Genomic DNA, 19,967 nt, shown 5'->3' with positions numbered 1-19,967 from the left:
GTCACAGGGTCAGCCCGGTCAGCACCATGACCTTCTCGTAGGTGAAGTCCGCCATCGCCGAGCGCAGTCCCTCACGGCCGACGCCCGACTCCTTGACCCCGCCGTAGGGCATCTGGTCGGCCCGGTAGGAGGGCACGTCGCCGATGATCACACCGCCGACCTCCAGTTCCCGGTTGGCCCGGAAGGCCAGGTCGATCGAGCGGGTGAAGACCCCGGCCTGCAGGCCGTACTTCGAGTCGTTGACCGCGGCGAACGCCTCGTCCGGCCCGGCGACCCGCTGGACGATCATCACCGGTCCGAAGACCTCCTCACGGCTGACCTTGGCGTCGGCGGGCACGTCGGCCAGCACCGTGGGCGCGATCGTCGCGCCCTCGCGGGTGCCGCCGGCGAGCACCCTGGCCCCCGCGGCCACGGCCTCGCCGATCCACCGCTCGACCCGCTCCGCCGCCTCGGCCGACACCATCGGCCCGACCTGGGTCTTCTCGTCCCCGGGGTCGCCGGTGACGAGTCCCTGTACGGCGGGCAGCAGCCGGTCGACGAAGGCGTCGTGCACCGCGTCCTCGACGATCACCCGTTGCACCGCGATGCAGCTCTGCCCGGCCTGGTAGTTGGAGTAGACCGCGATCCGGGCCGCCGCCCAGTCGAGATCGGCGTCGGCGAGCACGACGGCCGCGGCGTTGCCGCCGAGTTCCAGCGTGACGTGCTTCCGCGGCACCCGATCCATGATCGCGTACCCGATGGGGGCCGAGCCCGTGAAGGAGACCACCGGCAGCCGCGGGTCCTCGACCAGCGTCGAGGCGCGGTCGTTGGGCACGGGGAGCACGGAGAACATGCCCTCGGGCAGGTTGGTCTCGGCGAGGATCTCACCGAGCACCAGCGAGGAGATCGGGGTCGCGGGGGCGGGCTTGACGATGACGGGCGCGCCGACCGCGATGGCCGGCGCGACCTTGTGCGCGACCAGGTTGAGCGGGAAGTTGAACGGCGTGATCCCGAGCACCGGCCCGTGCGGCACCCGGGAGATGTAGGCGAGCCGGCCGGTGGCGGCGGCCTCGGTGTCCAGGCGCTGCACGTCGCCGCTGAACCTGCGGGCCTCCTCGGCGGCGAGCCGGAAGGTCGAGACGGCCCGGCCGACCTCGCCTCTGGCCCAGAGCAGGGGCTTGCCGTTCTCCTCCATGATGAGCTGGGCGATCTCCTCGGAGCGCTCGGCGAGACGGCGCGCGACGTGCGCGAGGGCCTCGGCGCGCACGTGCACCGGCAGCGCCGCGGCCTGTCTCCGCACCGCGTGCGCGGCCGCCACGGCCTGCTCCACCTGCTCGTCGGTCGGCACCGAGCAGATCCCGACGATCTGGTCGTCATGTGAGTTCGTAACGGTCAGCTCGGCCTCTCCCATGGCGGGATGACCGGCGAGCCAGAAGGGGCGCACGTCCATGAATCCGACGCTATGCCACCCTCGCCACCAGGGCCTTACTCCAGTCCGCACAATCCTTGCACCTTGCTCTACCGTTACGGATAACTCAGTCACCTGTAACGATTACTCCCCCATATCCGGATGTTTCTTCATGTGGTCGGTTTGAAGTTTCGCCACCCTGGTTAAGTCATCGTGTGCGGGTCACGCGCGGGGCCCCTGGGCAGAAGGACGTGAGCTCATGACCTCGTCGGCGCCGCTCGGGCTTCAAGGCGCCTACCTGCTCGGCGAGCGCGCCTCCCACGACGAGATGCGAGTCCGTCTGCTCGATGTGGCCGGTCAGCTGCTGCTCGACCACGGCCCGGAAAGCCTGTCGATGCGCCGGATCGCGACCGAGGCCGGCTGCTCGACGACGATCATCTACACCATGTTCGGCAGCAAGGAGGGCCTGGCCGAAGCGCTGTATCTGGAGGGGTTCGAGAAGTTCCGGCGCCGGCTGGAGGCGGTGCCCTCGCGCAAGGACCCGTTCGAGCACCTCATCGCCCTCGGCCCGGCCTACCGCGAGGCGTGCCTGGCCGAGCCCGCCTACTACGGCCTGATGTTCGAGAAGGCCATCCCCGGCTTCGAACCGAGCGAACGCGCCCGCACCCTCGCCAGGGCCGCGCTGAACATCTTCGACCGGGTCATCGCCGACTGCATCTCGGCGGGCTCGATCGTGCCGACCCAGCCCCGCAAGATCGCGGACGCGCTCTGGGCCGCCGCGCACGGCGCGATCAGCTTGGAACGTGCCGGTCACCTGCGTGACGCGCGCACCTACGACGCCGTCACCAGTGCCACCATCACGTGCTTTCTCGTCCAGCGGCCCTGACGCAGGGGACCCCTGCCTGTCCCTCGACGCTCAGCGCCAGCCACAGCTCGGCCCGGGTGCCCGCGTCGTCGAGGTCGCGGCCGAGAAGCTGGGCGACCCTGCGCATCCGGTAGCGCAGGGTGTGCCGGTGGACGCCGAGGCGCTGGGCCGCGGCGTCCCAGTGGCCGTTGGCGGCGAGGTAGGCGCGCAGGGACTCCATCAGGTCGGCCCGCGAGCCGTACTCCTGGAGGGGGGCGAGCAGCGCGGCGGCGAAGGCGTCGGCGGCGGCCGGGTCGAGCAGGTTGAGCAGGCCCTGGCCGGGGAGCCCGGCGTAGCGCATGACGGGCCGGGAGGCACGGCGTGCGGCGGCGAGCGCGCGTTCGGCCTGGGCGAGGCCGGCGGTGAGGGCGTCGAAGGACACCGGATCGCTGACCCCGACCGTGCCGAACCCGCTCACCGTGGCGATCAGCGGCTCCTCCGCACCCTGGGCCACCAGCAGGATGGTCTGGTCGTCCAGCCCGGCGGCGAACACCTCGCCGGCGGCTTCGAGCACCTCGTCGCGCTCCGCGCGGGTGGCCAGCACCACGACCGGACCGTCGGGCAACCGCCCGCCGAGCGCCGCGAGCGCCGCCCCCGCTCCCTCGATCTCGCCCGACAACAGCAGGCGGAGCACGGCGGAACGGACCCGCCGCTCGGCCGCCGGCTGCTCGGCCTCCTGCTCCAGGGCCAGGGTGAGCAACGAGGCGGCGACGTTGACCACCGTGTGCGTCACCGGCGAGAACGCCCGCTCGGTGCCGACGGCGAAGAACCCGCGCACCTTCCTGGCCCCGCCGAGCGGCTGCACGATCACGTGCCGCCCCGGAGTGGACATCGCCAGGCTGGCCGGCCGTCCCTTGAGCCGGTCGAGCTCGGGCAGCAACGCCTCGATGTGCTCGTCGTCGGCACCGGCGGCGGCGAGCACCGTGCCGTCCTCGCCGAGCAGGGCGGCCCAGCCGCGGATCTCCCTGGACAGCCGGCGGACGACCGCGCGCGCTCCCTCGGACTGGAGCGCCGCGCGGGTCAACCGGCCCTGGGCGGCGAACGCCCGGCTCAGTTCCTCGAACTGCTCGGCCGCGAGCAGGTCGCTGACGACCTTGCCGATCGCGACGAACGGCGTGTCACGCGGCACCTCGATCAGCGGCAGCCCCGCGTCCCGTGCCGCCGTCACCAGCGCGCCCGGAACCTCCGCGTGCCCCACCCCGACGCCGAACCCGAGCCCGGCGACGCCACGGGCGACGAGCCGCGCGACGTACGGCGGGGCGTCGTCGCCCTCGATCCGCATGCCGGTGGTGAGCACCAGCTCGCCGCCTTCGAGGAAGGGAGTGGGATCGGCGAGCTCGCTCACGGCGACCCAGCGGACCGGCCGGTCGAGAGACTCACCGCCGACGAGCACCCGCAGGCGTAGCGCCGTCATCTCCGCGACCCGCCGCAATGTCGGTGCCACGCGCCCATCCCCCCGGATCTCCGGATTGTACGGAATGGACAATCCGAATCACTCCAGTGTGCCATAGTGCAACATCAACATGGGGCGACGCCCGCCGTACGTTCGCTGTATGAGCACCAGCACGCAGGGCGGGCCCGCGCTTCCGCAGGAGCGCCGCGTCGTCACCGAGATCCCCGGTCCCAAGTCGCGCGAGATGTTCGCGCGCAAGCAGTCAGCCGTGCCCCAGGGCATCGGCACCACCCTGCCCGTCTTCGTGACCAGGGCGGGGGGCGGCGTCCTCGTCGACGCGGACGGCAACTCTCTGATCGACTTCGGCTCCGGCATCGCGGTGACCAGCGTGGGCAACGCGGCTCCGCGGGTGGTGGAGCGGGTGCGCAGGCAGGTGGGCGAGTTCACGCACACGTGTTTCATGGTCACGCCGTACGAGTCGTACGTCGAGGTGTGCGAGCGGCTGAACCAGATCACGCCGGGCGACCACACCAAGCGCACGTTCCTGGTGAGCACCGGCGCCGAGGCCGTGGAGAACGCGGTCAAGGTGGCCAGGCTCGCCACGGGACGGCAGGGGGTCGTCGTCTTCGACCACGGGTACCACGGCCGCACGCTGCTCACGATGTCGCTGACGGCCAAGAACATGCCCTACAAGCAGGGATTCGGGCCGTTCGCGCCCGAGGTCTACCGGGCTCCGCTGGCCTACCCGTTCCGGTGGCCGACCGGCAGGGAGAACTGTGCGGAGGAGGCCGCCGCGCAGGCCATCGAGTTGATCGACAAGCAGGTCGGGGCGGGCAACGTCGCGGCGGTGGTGATCGAGCCGATCGCCGGCGAGGGCGGGTTCGTCGAGCCGGCGCGCGGCTTCCTGCCCCGGATCCTGGAGTACTGCCGGGCCAACGGCATCGTCTTCGTGGCCGACGAGGTGCAGACCGGCTTCGCCAGGACCGGCGACCTGTTCGCCTGCGAGGACGAGGGCATCGTGCCCGACATCATCTGCACCGCCAAAGGCATCGCGGGCGGCCTGCCGCTGGCCGCGGTGACCGGCAGGGCCGAGTTGCTCGACAAGGTCCACGCGGGCGGTCTGGGCGGCACCTACGCCGGCAACCCGCTGGCGTGCGAGGCGGCGCTGGCCGTGCTGGAGACCATCGAGGAGGACGGTCTCGTCGAGCGGGCCAGGCACATCGGCTCGGTGATGCTGCCGCGGCTCCGCCGCCTCGCCGAGCAGTTCGGCTTCATCGGCGACGTGCGCGGCCGGGGAGCGATGATCGCGATCGAGCTGGTCAGGCCGGGCACCAAGGAGCCGGACCCCGCCGTCACCGCGGAGATCGCCAAGCGCTGCCACGCGGCGGGCCTGCTCGTGCTCACCGCCGGAACCTCGGGCAACGTCCTGCGCTTTCTGCCGCCGCTGGTGATGCCCGACCACCTGCTGGAAGAGGGTCTCACCATCTTGGAGAAGGCCATCAGCGAGGTTTAGATCCACCCAAAAGGGGCACCCGGCTTCGTGCTTGGTGTCCCTTTTGTAGTTATACGGCAAGCGTGACGCCAGTGATTTAACCGTGCCTTGACGCCCAACAAGGCGATCACTGAGAGAGACAGGGTTATAACGGTTCCGATATAACGCAGTCGATCACCACAAGGAGAGTGATGAGCTGGGATCCGACCGGAACGGCACGGATCATGATGACGTTCGACCCTGAAGGCCTGACGTGCGCGCAACGCGACGGCGACGCCTGCGTGGTGTGCCACAAGAAATGGCCGCGCCCCCGGGTCCGGGTCGGCCGCCTTCCTGACAACGGGGCCGTGCTCGCGTGCCCCGACTGCGCGGAGGCGCTGGCGCCGACATCGACATCGTCATCGAGCGTGCTGACCGCGCCCGCCCGTTCCCGGGCGGCCCTTCCCTGACGGGCGCCCCGGGGTCGGGGGAACTCCCGGAGCGCCCTGGCAGGCGTCGTTCGGTGGTGGACGCCCGCGGTCACGCGGGAGCGGCGGAACTCCCGCTCAGCCCACAAGCCGCTGCCATCGAGCCACCCAGTCGGTGTAATCAGTGCATTCCCCGCCACCGCCGCCGCAATCCCTGGCCGGGCGAACGGCAAAGTTCACTTTGTCGAGCCAGTCGGAGTCGCCGACATGGTAGGCGTCGCAGACCCGGCGGGCCCTGCCCGTGCAGGCGTCCGGATTGGCGGGGGCGCTGCCGGTCCAGGCGGCGGCCTGACGCTGGACGTCGGCCGAGGCCATCCAGTCGAGCCAGCGGTAGGCGCAGTTGGGATTGGCGGCGTTCGCCGACATCATCCACGCGTCGGCCCGCCCGGTCGCCGGCCCCTCCTCGGCCGCGAGGACGGGACGATCCGCCCGCCGCAGCAGATCCAGCACGTACGGCGAAGCCTGGGCGAGGCGGAGGTCGCCGCCGGCGAAACCTTCGATCACCTCCAGAGGGTCACGCCAGTAGACGCGGCCCTCGTCGTTCCGCTGCTGTTCCAGCAACTCCACCGCCTTGTCGAGCTGCTCGGCGGTGAGCTGGAAGGGATCGTCGACCTTCAGCTCCGGCTCCGACTTCCGCAGGACGAGGGCGGCCTGCGCGATGCTGAGCGGGTCATCCTCGATCGCGGCCTTCGTACCGGTGTAGAGGCGCGTACGGCTCGTCGGCCTGGCCTCGCCGGTGTCGTCGTAGAGGAGCTGGGTCGCCTCCCACAGGTACGGAACGCCGTAGGCCCTGCCGTCGCGGTGGTAGGCGGGGAGGGTGCGCAGCCGCTTGGGGATGTCGTCGTAGTCGCCGACGAGCGCGGTGTCGAGCGGCCTGACCTTCCGCTCCGCGATCAGCTTCCCGGCTGTCTCCGGGGAAGCGGCAACCACGTCGTAGGACTTCTTCTCGTAGGCCGTCTCCAGGTCGGCTGGCCTGCGGACCTGGTCGAGGAGGGCGACCCGGCAACCGGTCTTCCGCTCGAACGGGCCCACCCAGTTGACCTTCGGGTCCAGCCCGCCGTACTCCACCTGGCCCCGGTAGGCCAGGACCGTCAGGATCCCCTCGCCGGCGCCGATCGACGGGCTGGGCGAAGGGGTCGGCGAGGGTGTCGGGGAGGCCGCGCCCGTGCCGGCGGACAGGCCGAGCCCGCCCGCCACGACGAACGCCACGAGTCGTCTGCCACGCGCCACGAAGCCCCCCTCAACGACCGCTGCCCTCTTGCGGGAGCCTACCGGCCGCCGCAAGAGGGCAGGCCCGCATCAGAGGTTGGTGGGGAAACCCAGGTTCACGCCGCCGTGGCTCGGGTCGAGCCAGCGGGAGGTGACGACCTTGCCCCGGGTGTAGAAGTGCACGCCCTCGGTCCCGTGCACGTGGGTGTCCCCGAACAACGAGGACTTCCAGCCGCCGAAGCTGTAGAAGGCCATGGGCACCGGGATCGGGACGTTGATGCCGATCATCCCGACCTCGACCTCGTTCTGGAAGCGCCGGGCGGCGCCGCCGTCGTTGGTGAAGATCGCGGTGCCGTTGCCGTACTCGCCGGTGTTGATGACCGACAGGCCCTCCTCGTACGAGGCGACCCGCAGCACCGACAGGACCGGGCCGAAGATCTCCTCACGGTGCACGCGCGAACCCGGCGGCACGTGGTCGAGCACCGAGGGCCCCAGCCAGAAGCCGTCGCCGCCGACCGTCGTCCTGCGGCCGTCCACGACGATCTTGGCTCCCTCGGCGGCACCGAGGTCCAGGTAGGAGGCCACCTTGTCGCGGTGCTCGCGGGTGACCAGCGGGCCCATCTCCGAGGCCGGGTCGTCGCCGGGGCCGACGGTCAGGGCGGCCACCCTGGAGACGATCCTGTCGACCAGTTCGTCGCCGATCGGCTCGACGGCGAGCACGACGGAGATCGCCATGCACCGCTCCCCCGCCGAGCCGAACCCGGCCGAGACCGCCGCGTCGGCGACCAGGTCGAGGTCGGCGTCCGGCAGCACGAGCATGTGGTTCTTCGCGCCGCCGAGCGCCTGGACGCGCTTGCCGTGCCTGGTGCCGGTCTCGTAGACGTACCGGGCGATCGGGGTGGAGCCGACGAAGCTCACCGCCCGCACCGAGGGATGCGCGAGAAGCGCGTCGACGGCCTCCCGGTCGCCCTGGACCACGTTGAACACGCCGTCGGGCAGCCCCGCCCGCTGCCACAGCGAGGCCATCAGCAGCGACGCCGAAGGGTCCTTCTCCGATGGTTTGAGGATGAACGTGTTCCCGCACGCGATCGCGACGGGGAACATCCACATCGGCACCATCGCCGGGAAGTTGAACGGCGTGATCCCGGCGACGACCCCCAGCGGCTGCCGGATGGAGTAGGAGTCGACCCTGGTCGAGACGTTCTCCGAGAAGCCGCCCTTGAGCAGCTGCGGGATGCCGCAGGCGAACTCCACGACCTCCAGCCCGCGCGCGACCTCGCCGAGCGCGTCGGAGTGCACCTTGCCGTGCTCCGCGCTGATCAGCCCGGCCAGCTCGTCCCGGTGCCGGTCGAGCAGGTCACGGAAACGGAAGAGCACCTGCGCCCGCTTGACCAGCGAGGTGTCGCGCCACGCCGGGTACGCCGCCTCGGCCGCGGCGACCGCGCCGTCCACCTCCGCCGCCGTGGCCATCCGGACGTGGCCGCCGACCCGCCCGGTCGCCGGGTTGAAGATCTCCCCCGTACGGCCGGTCCCGGCGACCGGCGCGCCGTCGATCCAGTGGGTGATCTCCTTCACGAGGCCGCCTCCGCGTCGACCGTCTCCAGGGCGCCCACGATGATGCCGAGTCCCTCGCGCGCCTCGTCAGCGGTGATCGTCAGCGGCGGAGCCATCCGGATGACGTTGCCGTGCAGGCCGCCCTTGCCGGCGAGCAGCCCCGCCTTCTTGGTCACCTCCATGAACCTGGCCGCCCACGCGGGCGCGGGTTCGCCGGTGGCCGGGTCGACGAGCTCGACGGCGAACATCAGGCCCTTGCCGCGCACGTCGCCGACCACCGGGAGCCGGCCCGCCGCCGCCTTGAGCCCTTCGATGATCAGGGCCCCCGTCCTGGCCGCGTTGGCCTGGAGGTCGTGGTCGAGCACGTAGTCGAGGGTCGCGTTGGCGGCGGCCATCGAGATCGGGTTCCCGCCGAAGGTGGACAGCCCCGCCGCGTGCAGGGCGTCCATCAGGTCGCCGCGCGCCACCACGCCGCCGACGGCGAACCCGTTGGCCAGGCCCTTGGCGAAGGTCAGCATGTCCGGCGTCACGCCGTGGTTGTGGATGCCGAAGAACGCGCTGCCCGTGCGGCCCCACCCGGTCTGGACCTCGTCGGAGATGAACAGGATGCCCTGTTCGTCGAGCACCTCCTTGTAGGCCGCGAACAGCCCGTCGGGGGCCATCGTGAAGCCGCCGACGCCCTGCACCGGCTCGGCGATCAGGGCCGCCACGTCCGTGGCGACCGCGGTGGCGAGCACGTGGCGCAGGTCATCGACGCAGGCGGCGATGTAGTCCGCGTCGCCGAGCCCGCGGAACTGCGCCAGCCGGCGGTCCGTACCGTGCAGGAAGTGCACGTTGAGCGGCGAGAGCGAGTTGTTCTTCCACCCGCGGTTGCCGGTGACGGAGACGGCTCCGAAGGATCGCCCGTGGTAGCTCTGCCGCATGGCGAGCACCTGGTCGGACTTGCGTGCGTACGTCGCCAGGAGCAGGGCCGTCTCGTTCGCCTCGGTGCCGGAGTTGGTGAAGAACACCTTGGCGTCCTCGATGCCCGACAGCCGGGCGATCTTCTCGGCGAGCTCGACCTGGCCGCGCAGCAGGTAGGCGGTCGAGGTGTGCACGACGCCCGTGGCGAGCTGGCGCTCGACGGCCTCGCGCACCTCGGGCACGTCGTACCCGATCATGTTGGTCAGGATGCCGGCGAAGAAGTCGAGGTAGCTCTTGCCGTCGCCGTCGACGACCCGGTTGCCCTTGCCGCCGACGATCTCGATGGGCTCGTTGTAGTACAGGGCCACCCAGTTGGGCATGACCGCCCGGTGGCGCGCGAGTAGGTCCGACATGGTTCGAGTATCCCGGTATACGGCGCCAGGCTCCTACTCGCAATATGTCGGCTTAGCGCAATTTCGGCTTACAACATGTAGGGGTGCGTTTGAGTCACGACCTGCATGGTAGGGGTACGCCTAGCAGGGGAAATGGAGATTCTGCCCTTTCACGGGGTCCCGGCACAGGTGCTGGGGACACTACAGGCGGTCTCCGCAGTCGTGAGACTGCCGGATCGGGGGATCCAGATGCGCAAGACTCTCAGTGCACTGGGGCTGGCTGTCTTCCTGACACTTGCTCCGGCCGCCGCAGCGACGGCGGACGCGCCAGTGGCCGCAGTCTCGCAGAGCCAGGTCACGCCGGCGCCGCAGCCGGAGAAGGCGGAGGGCGGCGGCAACGCGGGGCTCTGGGGCCTGCTGGGCCTTGCCGGCCTGCTCGGGTTCATGGGCCTGCGTAAGAACAACCGCCAGCACGAGCGCGGGGACGCGCACACCAGGACGACACACCAGCCGCGCCCTTGACGGACGACGGCATATCAGTCGAGGGCCGCCAGGACCACGTCCTGGCGGCCCTCGTATCGTTCACGCGTCCCAGGAGACCATCTGGAGGCGGGGCGGCGACGTTTGCCCGGGTTCACGACCCCTAGGGGATGTCCCGTCCACCTGGCGGCGCATCCGCGCACCCCCTTTCTACGTCGATCGACGCATGGTCAATGCCGTCTCACGGCCGACGACGGGATGGGGGCCTCTCCACCACGATCGGTATATCCGACGAGGAGAGAGGGAACTCCAGATGACGACCACCACGATCGACCGCCCCGAGGCGCCGGCCGGCCCGCCGAAGCTCGACAGCCACCAGCTCCGCATCGCACAGCAGCAGACGCTGGCGTCGCCGCGGATGAGGTACGGCCTGCTGGCCAAGATGATGTTCCTGCCGGTCGATCTCTTCTACGGCAAGCAGGGCTCGTACACGAAGTTCGCCATGTTGGAGATCATCGCCCGCGTGCCGTACCAGGCGTGGGAGCGGATGGGCTACTGGGCGGTGCACCGCCACCACGGCAGGTCCGCGTTGGCCAGGAGGGTGATGGACCGGATCGTCGAGGCCCGGTCCGACCAGGACAACGAGCAGTTCCACCTGCTGATCATGCAGGACCTCGTCCAGCGGGACGGGCACCGGCAGAACTGGCTGCTGCACAAGGCGGCGCCCTGGCTGATCGCGTTCTTCTACTACCACGTCTCCTGGCTGATGTTCCTGGTCAAGCCGGAGTGGAGCTACCGGCTGAACGCCGAGTTCGAGGACCACGCGGAGCACGAGTACATGAACTTCGTCGCACAGCACCCGGAGCTGGAGTTCCAGCCGGACCCGGGCACCTACGCCGCCGAGTACGGGCGCTACGCGTCGGTGGCCGACCTACTGCGGCAGATCGGCCACGACGAGCGCGTGCACAAGCTCGACAGCCTGGTCAACCTGTCCGCTCCGCGGTTCCACCAGCCGCGCCCGTGAGCACTCCTGACGGGGTGGGCCTGCGCAGCACGAGCCCCGCGAGGAGCGCGGCGGCCACGCAGCAGCCCACCCCCACCCAGGAGCCGAAGGACATGGCGGAGACGAAGGCCGCGCGGGCCTCCTCCAGCAGCCCCGGATCGCCGAACCGGGCCACGTTGCCGATCGACTCGCGAGCGGCCTGCGGCGCGCCCTCCGGCATGGCCGCGGTGTATCCCCCGGCGAGCACGCTGCCCAGCACCGCGATGCTGAGCGCCATGCCGACCTGCTGGACGGTGTCGTTCAGCGCGGAGCCCACCCCGGCGTGCTCCTGCGGCACGGCTCCCATCAGGGTCGCGTAGGCCGACGGCCCGGCGAGACCGGCCCCGACCCCCATGACCAGCAACCCGGAGATCATCGTGCCGTAGCCGGTCGACGGCCCGATGAAGGTCATCACGACGAAGCCCACCCCCATCGTGCCCAGCCCCGTGACGATCAGCAGGCGGTTGCTCACCCGCTGCCCGAGACCCGCGCCCACCGCGTTGAACACCGCCGAGGCGACCGCGTACGGCACCAGCGCCAGGCCGGCCTGCAGCGGCCCGTATCCCAGCACGAACTGGAGATACTGGGTCAGCATCAGCAACAGGGCACCGGTGCCGAACGACAGCAGCACGATCGAGAAGGACGACCCGCTGAAGTTCCGGTCACGGAACAACTCCAGCGGCAGCATCGGATGGTCGCAGCGCAGTTCCCAGATCACGAAGGCGGTCAGGGCGACCACGGCGACGGTGATGGCGAGCAGTGACAGGGGAGCGGTCCAGCCCGCGTGCGGCCCGGAGATCACGAAGTAGACCAGCGCGGTCATCCCCACGACGGACAGCAGCACGCCGGGCGGGTCGATCCGCCTCGCCGGGCCGCGCGTCTCCGGCATCAGCAGCAGCGCCGCGATGATCGCGACGATGGCGACCGGCACGTTGAGCAGGAAGACCGAGCCCCACCAGTAGTTCTCCAGCAGGAAGCCGCCCAGGGTCGGACCGGCGATCACGCCCACCATGGCCACCGCGGTCCAGGCGGCGATGGCCTTGCGGCGCTCGTCGTCGTCGAAGACGGTGATCAGGATGGACAGCGTGCTCGGCATCAGGATCGAGCCGCCCACGCCCATCAGCGCCCTGGCCGCGATCACCTGCCAGGGCTCGGCGGCGACGACGGCCACCAGCGAGGCCCCGCCGAAGACCACCAGCCCGATGATCAGAAACCGCCGCCTGCCGTACCGGTCGGACAGGCTGCCCGCCGTGAGCAGGAGCCCGGCGAAGACGAGCACGTAGGCATCGATGATCCACTGGACGTCTCCGGGGCTGGCGCCCAGGTCGCTCATCAGCGAGGGGATCGCGAGATTCAGCACCGTGTTGTCGATGACCAGCACCAACAGACTCAGGCACAGCACCACCAGAATCCACCAGCGGCGCGGATTCCGGGCTGCCGCCGGTTCTTCTCGTACAGTGTTCGATTGCATTCGCACACTGTACGAGAGCGTCGCACAGTGTGCGAGAGGATTTATCCTTGAGCGTAATGAAGCCGCAGTACACCTCCGTGTGGGGCAGGCTGGCCGCCGAAGGGGCCCGCCCGCCGAAGAAGGACGCGTCGACCAGCCAGGCGCAGATCGTGCGCGCCACCATCGAACTGCTCGACGCGGAGGGCCTCGACGCGCTGAGCATGCGGCGCCTGGGCACCAAGCTGAGCATGGGCGCCACCTCGATCTACTGGTACGTCGCGAACAAAGTGGAGCTGCTCGACCTCGCCATGGACGAGGTCTTCGGCGAAATCGCACTGCCGGTGGGCGGCGGGCTCCACTGGCAGGAGGCCGCGTCCGTCTTCGCGCACAGCCTGCGCCAGGCCCTGCTCCGGCACCCGTGGGCGATCAAGCTGCTCGGCTCCCGGCCCAGCCTGGGCCCGAACGCGCTGATCCTGGCCGAAAAGGCCATGATCCTGTTCGAGGACGCCGGCTTCCACGGCCCCGCCATCGACCACGCGGTGAACACGCTGACGGCCTATGTCATGGGTGTCACCGCGTCCGAATCGGGCTGGTACGAAATGGTGGCCGCCACCGGCCTGTCCCCCAAGCAGTGGCTGGAGCAGAACGAGTCGGCAGTCGTCGCGTCCATGGCGGGCCGGCCCACGCTGCACGCGCTCTACGAACGGACCAGGGAGAGCGGAGATCTTCGCGACGACATGATCGACCGCTTCGCCTTCGGCCTGAGCTGTGTCCTCGACGGGCTCGCCGCGCGTCTGCCCCGATGATGGACGCGGCGGCGCCCGACGCAGGAGGATGCCGGTATGAGCGACTTCCGCGCCGCCCGTGACCTCCTCCTCGACACCGACTACGGCACCGCGCTCAGCGAGTTCCGCTGGCCGGAACCGGCCGAGTTCAACTGGGCCCTCGACTGGTTCGACGGCGTGCTCACCGCGGAACGACCCGGCGCCACCGCGCTGACGATCGTGGACGCGGCCGGCCACGCCACCGCCCACACGTTCGCCGCCCTGTCGGCGCGATCCGCCAAGGTCGCCAACTGGCTCCGCGAACTGGGAGTACGGCGCGGCGACCGCATCCTGCTGATGGTGGGCAACCGGGCCGAACTCTGGGAGACGCTGCTCGCCGCGATGAAGCTGGGGGCGGTGGTCATCCCGGCGACGACGCTGCTGTCCACGTCCGACATCGAGGACCGCGTCGAGCGGGGCGGCGTCACGCACGTGATCACCGAGGCCGCGCAGGCCGCCAAGTTCGGCGACGGCGCGTACGTCCGGATCACGGTCGGCGGCGAGGCTCCCGGCTGGCTCTCCTACGCCGGGGCCGACGACCGTTCCGAGGTCTTCGTCCCCGACGGCGTGACCCGTTCGGACGACACGCTGCTGCTCTACTTCACCTCGGGCACGACGGCCAGGCCCAAGCTGGTGGAGCACACCTACGCGTCCTATCCCATCGGCCACCTGTCGACGATGTTCTGGATCGGCGTCGGGCCGGACGACGTGCACCTGAACGTCTCCTCCCCCGGCTGGGCCAAGCACGCCTGGAGCAACGTGTTCGCCCCCTGGAACGCCGGGGCCAACGTGCTGGTCTACGACTACGCCCGGTTCTCCGCCGCGGCGCTGCTCGGGGTGATGCGCGACCACGGGGTGACGACGTTCTGCGCGCCGCCCACCGTGTGGCGGATGCTGATCCAGGAGGACCTCGCCGCCTGGTCGCTGCCGCTGCGTACGGCCGTCGCCGCCGGGGAGCCGCTCAACCCGGAGATCATCGACCAGGTCGCCAAGGCGTGGGGCATCACGATCAGGGACGGCTACGGCCAGACCGAGACCACCGCGCAGATCGGCAACCCGCCGGGCGAGCCGGTGAAGGCCGGCTCGATGGGACGCCCGCTGCCCGGCTACGATGTGGCTCTGGTCGATCCGGCGACGGGTGAGGCGGGCGACGACGGGGAGATCTGCCTGCCGCTGGCGAACCGCCCATTGGGCCTCATGCGCGGATATATCGATGGAAATGCTGATGCCATGCGGGACGGCTACTACCACACGGGCGACATGGCCACCCGCGACGCCGACGGCTACATCACCTACGTCGGCCGCACCGACGACGTCTTCAAGGCGAGCGACTACCGGATCTCACCGTTCGAACTGGAGAGCGTGCTGCTGGAACACGAGGCGGTGGCCGAGGCGGCCGTCGTGCCCGCCCCCGACCCGCTGCGTCTCGCCGTACCCAAGGCGTACGTGACCCTGGCGCCCGGCTTCGCGCCCGACGCGGCCACCGCGCGCTCGATCCTCGCGCACGCCCGCCACAACCTGGCCGGGTACAAGCGGATCAGAAGGCTGGAGTTCGCCGAGCTGCCCAAAACGATCTCCGGGAAGATCCGCCGGGTGGAGCTCAGGGAGCAGGCGCCGGGCGCTGCGGAGTTCCGCGAGGACGATTTTCCCGACCTCAGTATGTAAAGGATACGGAATACGGATTTACATTCTGATCAGATAGTGTCGGCAACGTGTTGCCCACCATCGCCGACGTTCTGGCCCTGGACGCCGTCCGCAGGGGCAGTCCCAGTGTCGTGGCGGGCGCCGACCGGCTCGACTCCCGAGTGCGCTGGGTCCACGTCGGCGAGGTGACCGACATCGCCGAGTTGTTGCGCGGCGGGGAACTCGTGCTCACCACCGGCATCGCACTGCCCGACGAGCCAGACAAACTGGTCGACTACGTCGGCGCCCTGTCCGCCGTGGGAGCCTCCGGACTGATCGTCGAGCTCGGCCGCAAGTTCATCACGGAACTGCCGCCCGCGGTGGTCGTCGCGGCGGAGAAACACGGGCTCCCGTTGATCACCCTGGCCAGGGAGACCCCGTTCGTGCAGATCACCGAATCGGTGCACGCGCGGATCATCGACATCCAACTGGAGGAGTTGCGCGCCTCCGAGCAACTGCACGAGGTGTTCACCGAGCTGTCGGTGGAGGGCGCCTCACCGGCCGAGGTGCTCAGCCAGGTCGCCCGGCTCTCCGGCCGGCCGGTGCTGCTGGAGAACCTGGCGCACCAGGTGCTGGCCTGCGAGAGCGCGGGCCGTGACACCGGGGCGCTGCTGGCGAGCTGGGAGACCAGATCCCGGGCCGTGGCCCCGAACGAGCGCACCGCCTACGACGCCGCGGCCGGCTGGCTGGTGGCCATGGTCGGCGCACGGGGCCAGGACTGGGGCAGACTGATCTTGCTCTGCGACGGTCCGCCCAGCCCTCGTGAGATCGTGCTCGCCGAGCGGGCCGGCACCACCCTCGCGCTCGGCCGGCTCCTCGAACGCCACCAGCAGAGCCTGGAGCGCCAGGCCCACGGAACGATCATCACCGGCATCCTCACCCACGCCTACTCCGACCCCGACGAGGCCGCCGCGCGGTCCAGGGCCGTCGGCGTGCCGCTCACCGGGCGCAAACTGATCAGCCTGGTCCTGCGGCTCACCGAGCCGGTCGACACCGCGCTCGACGGACAGGCCCAGCTCGGCGAACTCGCCGAGGCCACCGCCGCCACCTGCCGCGATGCCCGCCAGCCCGCCCTCGTCGGCGCCCTCGACCAGAACCGCGTCGCCGTCCTGCTCCCCCTCCCCCCGCGCACCTCCCCGGAAGCCGCCCTCACCGCCCTCTCCGACCGCCTCCGCACGACCTCCGCCCGCGCCTTCGTACTGGCCGCGGGTTCCGTGGTCGATTCGATCAAGGACGTACGGCGCAGCTTCCTGGAAGCCGAGCAGGTCGCCGACGTGGCCGTCCGCCAGCCCGACGGCCGGGTCTTCTACCGGCTGCCCGATCTCCGGCTGCGCGGCCTGCTCCACCTGCTCCGCGACGACGCCCGCCTGCAGACCTTCGCCGAACGCGAACTGGCCGCCCTGCTCGCCCACGACGCCCAGCGCGGCGGCGACCTCAGCAGAATCCTGCGCATCTATCTCGACGCCGGCCGGAACAAGGCGGTCGCCGCCCAGAAGGCCCACCTCTCCCGCCCCGCCTTCTACGACCGGCTCAGGCGCCTCGAACGCGTCCTCGACACCGACCTGGACGACGTGGAGTCCTGCCTCTCCCTGCACGTCGCTCTGCTGGCCCTCGAATCCTTCCGGCGAGACAACCGCTGACCTCTCCCACCACCAGCCGCGTCCCATCACCAGTCGCGGCGAGGTGTCGGCCCGGTTCATCGGCCCGCTTACGCCAAATAGCACAAATAACCCAAACAGGATGAAAACCCTCGCCACCTAAGAACCGCTAGTACCTCTTTCCTCTCAACCGCGCCACCAGATCTACCTTTCTCAACGTTTTTCGCGTGTTCCGCTCCCCTCCGGCCCTGATGATCGGCACGATAGATCATCGACAATCAGGTCCATCGCGGGGAGCTAACACCATGTCGCGTCGACTAATCGTCGGCCTGTCGGTCGCCACAACTCTTGTGGTCGCCGCCGTACCGGCCGCCTCGGCGGCGCCGGCCAGCCTGTCCTTCCCCTCCTCGAAATTCCCCCTCGGCACCCGGGGACTTCCGGCCCGCGCGCACAGCGCCGTCGCCCAGGGCGTGGACCTCTACCGCGTCAAGCAGGGCAAGTCCACCCAGGGCTACACCGTCACCGTGCTCATGCCGAACGGCCGCGACCACGGCACCCTGGAGGACGCCCAGATCAAGGCCATCGAAGTCGAGGACGCCGGACTGACCCCCAAACTGGAGAAGTTCGTACGGCCCGCCGTCTCGGACGACCCCGCCGAGGAGTACTACACGGTCAGGATCGGCGAGTGGACTCTCAAACAGCGGGCCAAGGCCGACAAGATGGTCGCCAAGCTCAAGAAGGCCAAGATCAGCGCCAAGGCCGACTACCTCGGCGATGACGGGCTGGACACCACCGGCCCCTGGAACATGAACGTCCTGATGGTCGACCCCAAGCTGTTCCGCGGCTCCTTCCAGGCCAGCGTCGGCCGGAGCGTCGCCAAGCGGGAGACCACCTCGTCGATGTCACGCCAGGTCAAGGCCATCGCCGGCGTCAACGGCGGGTTCTTCAACATCCACACCGCCAAGAACCTCCAGGGCGACCCCGTCGGCATCTCCGTCGTGAACGGCAAGCTGCTCAGCGAAGCCGTACGCGGCCGCAGCGCACTGATCCTCAAGGGCCGCTCGGCACGCATCACCGAGCTGGAGACCACCCTCAGCATCACCGGCGGCGACGGCACCAAGCAGCCCGTGCAGGGCGTCAACCGCGCGGCCAAGGGCGGCGAACTCATCGCCTACACGGGCGAGTTCGGCCAGAAGATACCCGCCGACGGTGGCGCGGAGGCCGTCGTCGACGCATCGGGCACCGTCACCAGACTCCGTACGGCCGGCGGCGCCGTACCGCGCGACTCGTGGGTGCTGCACGGCCGAGGGGCGGCCGCCGACTGGATGTGGGAACACGTCTGGGAGGGCTGGAAGCTGTCACTGGACACCCAGGTGACCGACCTCCGTACGGGCGATGCCATCCCCCTCACGCCGGACACCCACATCATGGGCGGCTCGGTCGGCCTGGTCAGGAACGGCACCGTCAAAATCACCGCAAAGGCTGACGGACACGACTCGGTGAACATGATCCTGCGCCGCCATCCCCGCACCCTGGTCGGCGTCACCAAGTCCGGTGGTCTGATCATGGCGACCGTGGACGGCCGCGACCCGGGCAACACGGTCGGCGCCTCCATGATCGAAGCCGCCCAGCTGATGCGCTGGCTCGGCGCCAAGAACGCCATCAACCTCGACGGCGGCGGCTCCAGCGCCATGGTCGTCAAGCACAAGGTCGTGAACCGTCCCTCGGACGGCAGCGAGCGAACCGTGGGCGACGCCCTCTTCATCACTCGCTGACGTAGCCGGGCGCGGCGGTTGGTAGCCAGACCACCACCGCACCCGGTTTGTTCTCAGCACGCTCGCCCTTCCCCGCGCAACGGAGTGCCCTGAAGAGACCGAGCAGGTGCGGTGCTCGCGGGCGATCCAACTCGGCGAGCCGCCACCGGCGGAGGCAGACACCGCTGGCGAGGGCGGGGCGGGCACCGCCAGCGCGGGACAGAGACCGCCAGTGGAGGCGGGCACCGCCGGCGGAGGCAGACAGCGCCAGCGCGGAGGGGCGGGCACCGCCAGCGCGGGACAGAGACCGCCGGTGGAGGCGGGCACCGCCGGCATTTGGCAGTTCGGACGTACTGCCATAAGGACCGCTGTGCTAGTACGCGTGCGCTAACATAGCGTGGTGCCCAAGCTCATCGACCGCACCCGGCGTCGCGAGGAACTCGCGGAAGCAGCCTGGCGCGTCATCCTCCGAGACGGGGTGGGGCACGTGTCCGTACGCTCCGTCGCCGCGGAGGCGGGCGTGTCCACCGGCTCGCTGCGCCACGTGTTCAACACTCAGTCCGAGTTGCTGATTTTCGCCATGCAACTCGTGCTCACCAGGGTGCAGAAGCGGGTCGCGGCCCTCTCCCCGCTGCCGACCATCCGGGCGACGGTCGAAGCCGTGGCCCGGGAGATGCTCCCGCTCGACGCCGAACGTCGCGCGGAGATGGAAATCTTCCTGGCCCTGCTGACCGCCGCCAACGCCGAAGAATGCCTCAGGCCGCTGCGAGCAGAGGCACACCAGGCGCTGAGGGATGCCTGCCGCTGGATGATCGACCGACTCCACCAGGCCGGCTCGCTGATGCCGGGGCGAGACCCCGAACTCGAAGCGCAGCGCCTACACGCTCTTCTGGACGGCCTGGCCGCCCATCTCCTCTACGAACCTCTATCGGCTGGCACCGGCTGGGCGACCCGGGTCCTGACGGCTCACCTGGATTCCCTCAGCTGAGCTGCCGGCCGAGGAGCTCTGGCTCGCCCAAGAGCCAGCCCGTGCCCGCCCCGCACGCCTCGCATGCCTCGCACGCCTCCCTCGCACGCCCCGCACGCCTCGCACGCCCCGACCCGCCTACCCCGCATGCCCCGATCCGCTCACTTTGTCTGCCGCTCACTTGCCTGCCGGCCAACTGGCGGCTGGTGCTGTGCGCAGCCGACGGAACAGCGAGATGGGAACAAGTCCGGAACATGGGAAAGGTCCGGGGAAACTGAACAGAAAAGACCCCAGAAATAGAAGAAGGCCCGCACGGAAACCGTACAGGCCTACTCCTACTAAACGACAAACATCAAATGTTTGTCCGGCGGTGACCTACTCTCCCACACCGTCCCCGGTGCAGTACCATCGGCGCTGGAGGGCTTAACTTCCGGGTTCGGAATGTAACCGGGTGTTTCCCCACCGCTA

At 70.0% G+C, this 19,967-nt stretch carries 16 protein-coding genes and 1 rRNA gene; 10 read left to right on the top strand and 7 right to left on the bottom strand.

What is annotated here, in order from left to right; genetic code table 11:
• Nucleotide 1 precedes the first annotated feature (1 nt).
• The gene (locus tag MBA17_RS00085) at nucleotides 2-1,429 is read right to left on the bottom strand and encodes an aldehyde dehydrogenase family protein (protein ID WP_238494107.1); all 1,428 of its coding nucleotides are present in this window, start codon (nucleotides 1,427-1,429) and stop codon (nucleotides 2-4) included.
• Nucleotides 1,430-1,646: 217 nt separating this feature from the next.
• Here MBA17_RS00085 and MBA17_RS00080 point away from each other — a divergent pair, with 217 nt between their 5' ends.
• Nucleotides 1,647-2,273: a TetR/AcrR family transcriptional regulator gene (locus MBA17_RS00080; protein ID WP_238494106.1), complete on the top strand. Its 627-nt coding sequence runs from the start codon at nucleotides 1,647-1,649 to the stop codon at nucleotides 2,271-2,273.
• On the opposite strand, the gene MBA17_RS00075 is transcribed toward MBA17_RS00080, so the two are convergent.
• Nucleotides 2,245-3,735 carry a PucR family transcriptional regulator gene (locus MBA17_RS00075; RefSeq protein WP_238494105.1) on the bottom strand — a complete coding sequence of 497 codons (1,491 nt, stop codon included), beginning with the start codon at nucleotides 3,733-3,735 and terminating at the stop codon, nucleotides 2,245-2,247. The two genes, MBA17_RS00080 and MBA17_RS00075, sit on opposite strands and share 29 nt — an antisense overlap.
• A 109-nt stretch (nucleotides 3,736-3,844) precedes the next feature.
• On the opposite strand from MBA17_RS00075, the gene gabT reads away from it, so the two are divergent.
• Nucleotides 3,845-5,197, top strand: a complete 1,353-nt coding sequence (gabT, locus tag MBA17_RS00070) for a 4-aminobutyrate--2-oxoglutarate transaminase (RefSeq protein WP_238494104.1) — start codon at nucleotides 3,845-3,847, stop codon at nucleotides 5,195-5,197.
• Nucleotides 5,198-5,367: 170 nt separating this feature from the next.
• Nucleotides 5,368-5,625 carry a hypothetical protein gene (locus tag MBA17_RS00065; RefSeq protein ID WP_238494103.1) on the top strand — a complete coding sequence of 86 codons (258 nt, stop codon included), beginning with the start codon at nucleotides 5,368-5,370 and terminating at the stop codon, nucleotides 5,623-5,625.
• 96 nt (nucleotides 5,626-5,721) lie between these two features.
• Here the strand turns inward: MBA17_RS00065 and MBA17_RS00060 are convergent, their stop codons facing one another.
• From MBA17_RS00060 to MBA17_RS00050, 3 genes are all read right to left on the bottom strand, one after another.
• Nucleotides 5,722-6,873, bottom strand: a complete 1,152-nt coding sequence (locus tag MBA17_RS00060) for an extracellular solute-binding protein (protein WP_238494102.1) — start codon at nucleotides 6,871-6,873, stop codon at nucleotides 5,722-5,724.
• 69 nt (nucleotides 6,874-6,942) lie between these two features.
• Complete coding sequence (locus MBA17_RS00055; RefSeq protein ID WP_238494101.1) at nucleotides 6,943-8,427, bottom strand: CoA-acylating methylmalonate-semialdehyde dehydrogenase; 1,485 nt, start codon at nucleotides 8,425-8,427, stop codon at nucleotides 6,943-6,945.
• Nucleotides 8,424-9,722 (bottom strand): aspartate aminotransferase family protein, encoded by a 1,299-nt coding sequence (locus MBA17_RS00050; protein ID WP_238494100.1) that lies wholly within the window; start codon nucleotides 9,720-9,722, stop codon nucleotides 8,424-8,426. Before MBA17_RS00050 ends, MBA17_RS00055 begins: the two co-directional genes overlap by 4 nt.
• Nucleotides 9,723-9,854: 132 nt before the next feature.
• Between MBA17_RS00050 and MBA17_RS00045 the strand changes: the two genes are divergently transcribed.
• Nucleotides 9,855-10,223: a WGxxGxxG family protein gene (locus tag MBA17_RS00045; protein WP_238494099.1), complete on the top strand. Its 369-nt coding sequence runs from the start codon at nucleotides 9,855-9,857 to the stop codon at nucleotides 10,221-10,223.
• A gap of 271 nt (nucleotides 10,224-10,494) precedes the next feature.
• Entirely contained in the window at nucleotides 10,495-11,205 is a 711-nt protein-coding gene (locus MBA17_RS00040) for an alternative oxidase (RefSeq protein WP_238494098.1), read from the top strand.
• Here the strand turns inward: MBA17_RS00040 and MBA17_RS00035 are convergent.
• Complete coding sequence (locus MBA17_RS00035; RefSeq protein ID WP_238494097.1) at nucleotides 11,165-12,694, bottom strand: MFS transporter; 1,530 nt, start codon at nucleotides 12,692-12,694, stop codon at nucleotides 11,165-11,167. The two genes, MBA17_RS00040 and MBA17_RS00035, sit on opposite strands and share 41 nt — an antisense overlap.
• Nucleotides 12,695-12,750: 56 nt before the next feature.
• Here MBA17_RS00035 and MBA17_RS00030 point away from each other — a divergent pair, with 56 nt between their 5' ends.
• The 5 genes from MBA17_RS00030 (at nucleotide 12,751) to MBA17_RS00010 (ending at nucleotide 19,520) form a co-directional block, all read left to right on the top strand.
• On the top strand, nucleotides 12,751-13,479 hold the full coding sequence (locus tag MBA17_RS00030; protein WP_238495001.1) for a TetR/AcrR family transcriptional regulator C-terminal domain-containing protein: 729 nt from the start codon (nucleotides 12,751-12,753) through the stop codon (nucleotides 13,477-13,479).
• A 36-nt stretch (nucleotides 13,480-13,515) separates the two neighbouring features.
• The gene (locus MBA17_RS00025; protein ID WP_238494096.1) at nucleotides 13,516-15,162 is read left to right on the top strand and encodes an AMP-binding protein; all 1,647 of its coding nucleotides are present in this window, start codon (nucleotides 13,516-13,518) and stop codon (nucleotides 15,160-15,162) included.
• A gap of 47 nt (nucleotides 15,163-15,209) precedes the next feature.
• Complete coding sequence (locus MBA17_RS00020; protein WP_238494095.1) at nucleotides 15,210-16,820, top strand: PucR family transcriptional regulator; 1,611 nt, start codon at nucleotides 15,210-15,212, stop codon at nucleotides 16,818-16,820.
• A gap of 263 nt (nucleotides 16,821-17,083) precedes the next feature.
• The gene (locus MBA17_RS00015) at nucleotides 17,084-18,553 is read left to right on the top strand and encodes a phosphodiester glycosidase family protein (RefSeq protein WP_238494094.1); all 1,470 of its coding nucleotides are present in this window, start codon (nucleotides 17,084-17,086) and stop codon (nucleotides 18,551-18,553) included.
• A gap of 379 nt (nucleotides 18,554-18,932) precedes the next feature.
• Nucleotides 18,933-19,520 carry a TetR/AcrR family transcriptional regulator gene (locus MBA17_RS00010; RefSeq protein ID WP_238494093.1) on the top strand — a complete coding sequence of 196 codons (588 nt, stop codon included), beginning with the start codon at nucleotides 18,933-18,935 and terminating at the stop codon, nucleotides 19,518-19,520.
• Between the two features lie 341 nt (nucleotides 19,521-19,861).
• Here the strand turns inward: MBA17_RS00010 and rrf are convergent.
• Nucleotides 19,862-19,967: ribosomal RNA gene (gene rrf, locus MBA17_RS00005) — 5S ribosomal RNA — on the bottom strand; the annotation flags it as partial.

It is taken from the genome of Dolomitihabitans soli (assembly GCF_022213955.1).
In the GTDB taxonomy this organism is placed as follows: domain Bacteria; phylum Actinomycetota; class Actinomycetes; order Streptosporangiales; family Streptosporangiaceae; genus Streptosporangium_A; species Streptosporangium_A soli.
The sequence above is the reverse complement of the archived record's forward strand: the minus strand, read 5'-3'. Positions and strand labels throughout refer to the sequence as shown.

Bases quoted from the DNA above. Each gene is read 5' to 3' on its own strand.
- MBA17_RS00085 (WP_238494107.1), bottom strand. From the start codon at position 1,429: ATGGACGTGCGCCCCTTCTGGCTCGCCGGTCATCCCGCCATGGGAGAG.
- MBA17_RS00080 (WP_238494106.1), top strand. From the start codon at position 1,647: ATGACCTCGTCGGCGCCGCTCGGGCTTCAAGGCGCCTACCTGCTCGGC.
- gabT (WP_238494104.1), top strand. From the start codon at position 3,845: ATGAGCACCAGCACGCAGGGCGGGCCCGCGCTTCCGCAGGAGCGCCGC.
- MBA17_RS00065 (WP_238494103.1), top strand. From the start codon at position 5,368: ATGAGCTGGGATCCGACCGGAACGGCACGGATCATGATGACGTTCGAC.
- MBA17_RS00050 (WP_238494100.1), bottom strand. From the start codon at position 9,722: ATGTCGGACCTACTCGCGCGCCACCGGGCGGTCATGCCCAACTGGGTG.
- MBA17_RS00045 (WP_238494099.1), top strand. From the start codon at position 9,855: ATGGAGATTCTGCCCTTTCACGGGGTCCCGGCACAGGTGCTGGGGACA.
- MBA17_RS00040 (WP_238494098.1), top strand. From the start codon at position 10,495: ATGACGACCACCACGATCGACCGCCCCGAGGCGCCGGCCGGCCCGCCG.
- MBA17_RS00035 (WP_238494097.1), bottom strand. From the start codon at position 12,694: ATGCAATCGAACACTGTACGAGAAGAACCGGCGGCAGCCCGGAATCCG.
- MBA17_RS00030 (WP_238495001.1), top strand. From the start codon at position 12,751: ATGAAGCCGCAGTACACCTCCGTGTGGGGCAGGCTGGCCGCCGAAGGG.
- MBA17_RS00025 (WP_238494096.1), top strand. From the start codon at position 13,516: ATGAGCGACTTCCGCGCCGCCCGTGACCTCCTCCTCGACACCGACTAC.
- MBA17_RS00015 (WP_238494094.1), top strand. From the start codon at position 17,084: ATGTCGCGTCGACTAATCGTCGGCCTGTCGGTCGCCACAACTCTTGTG.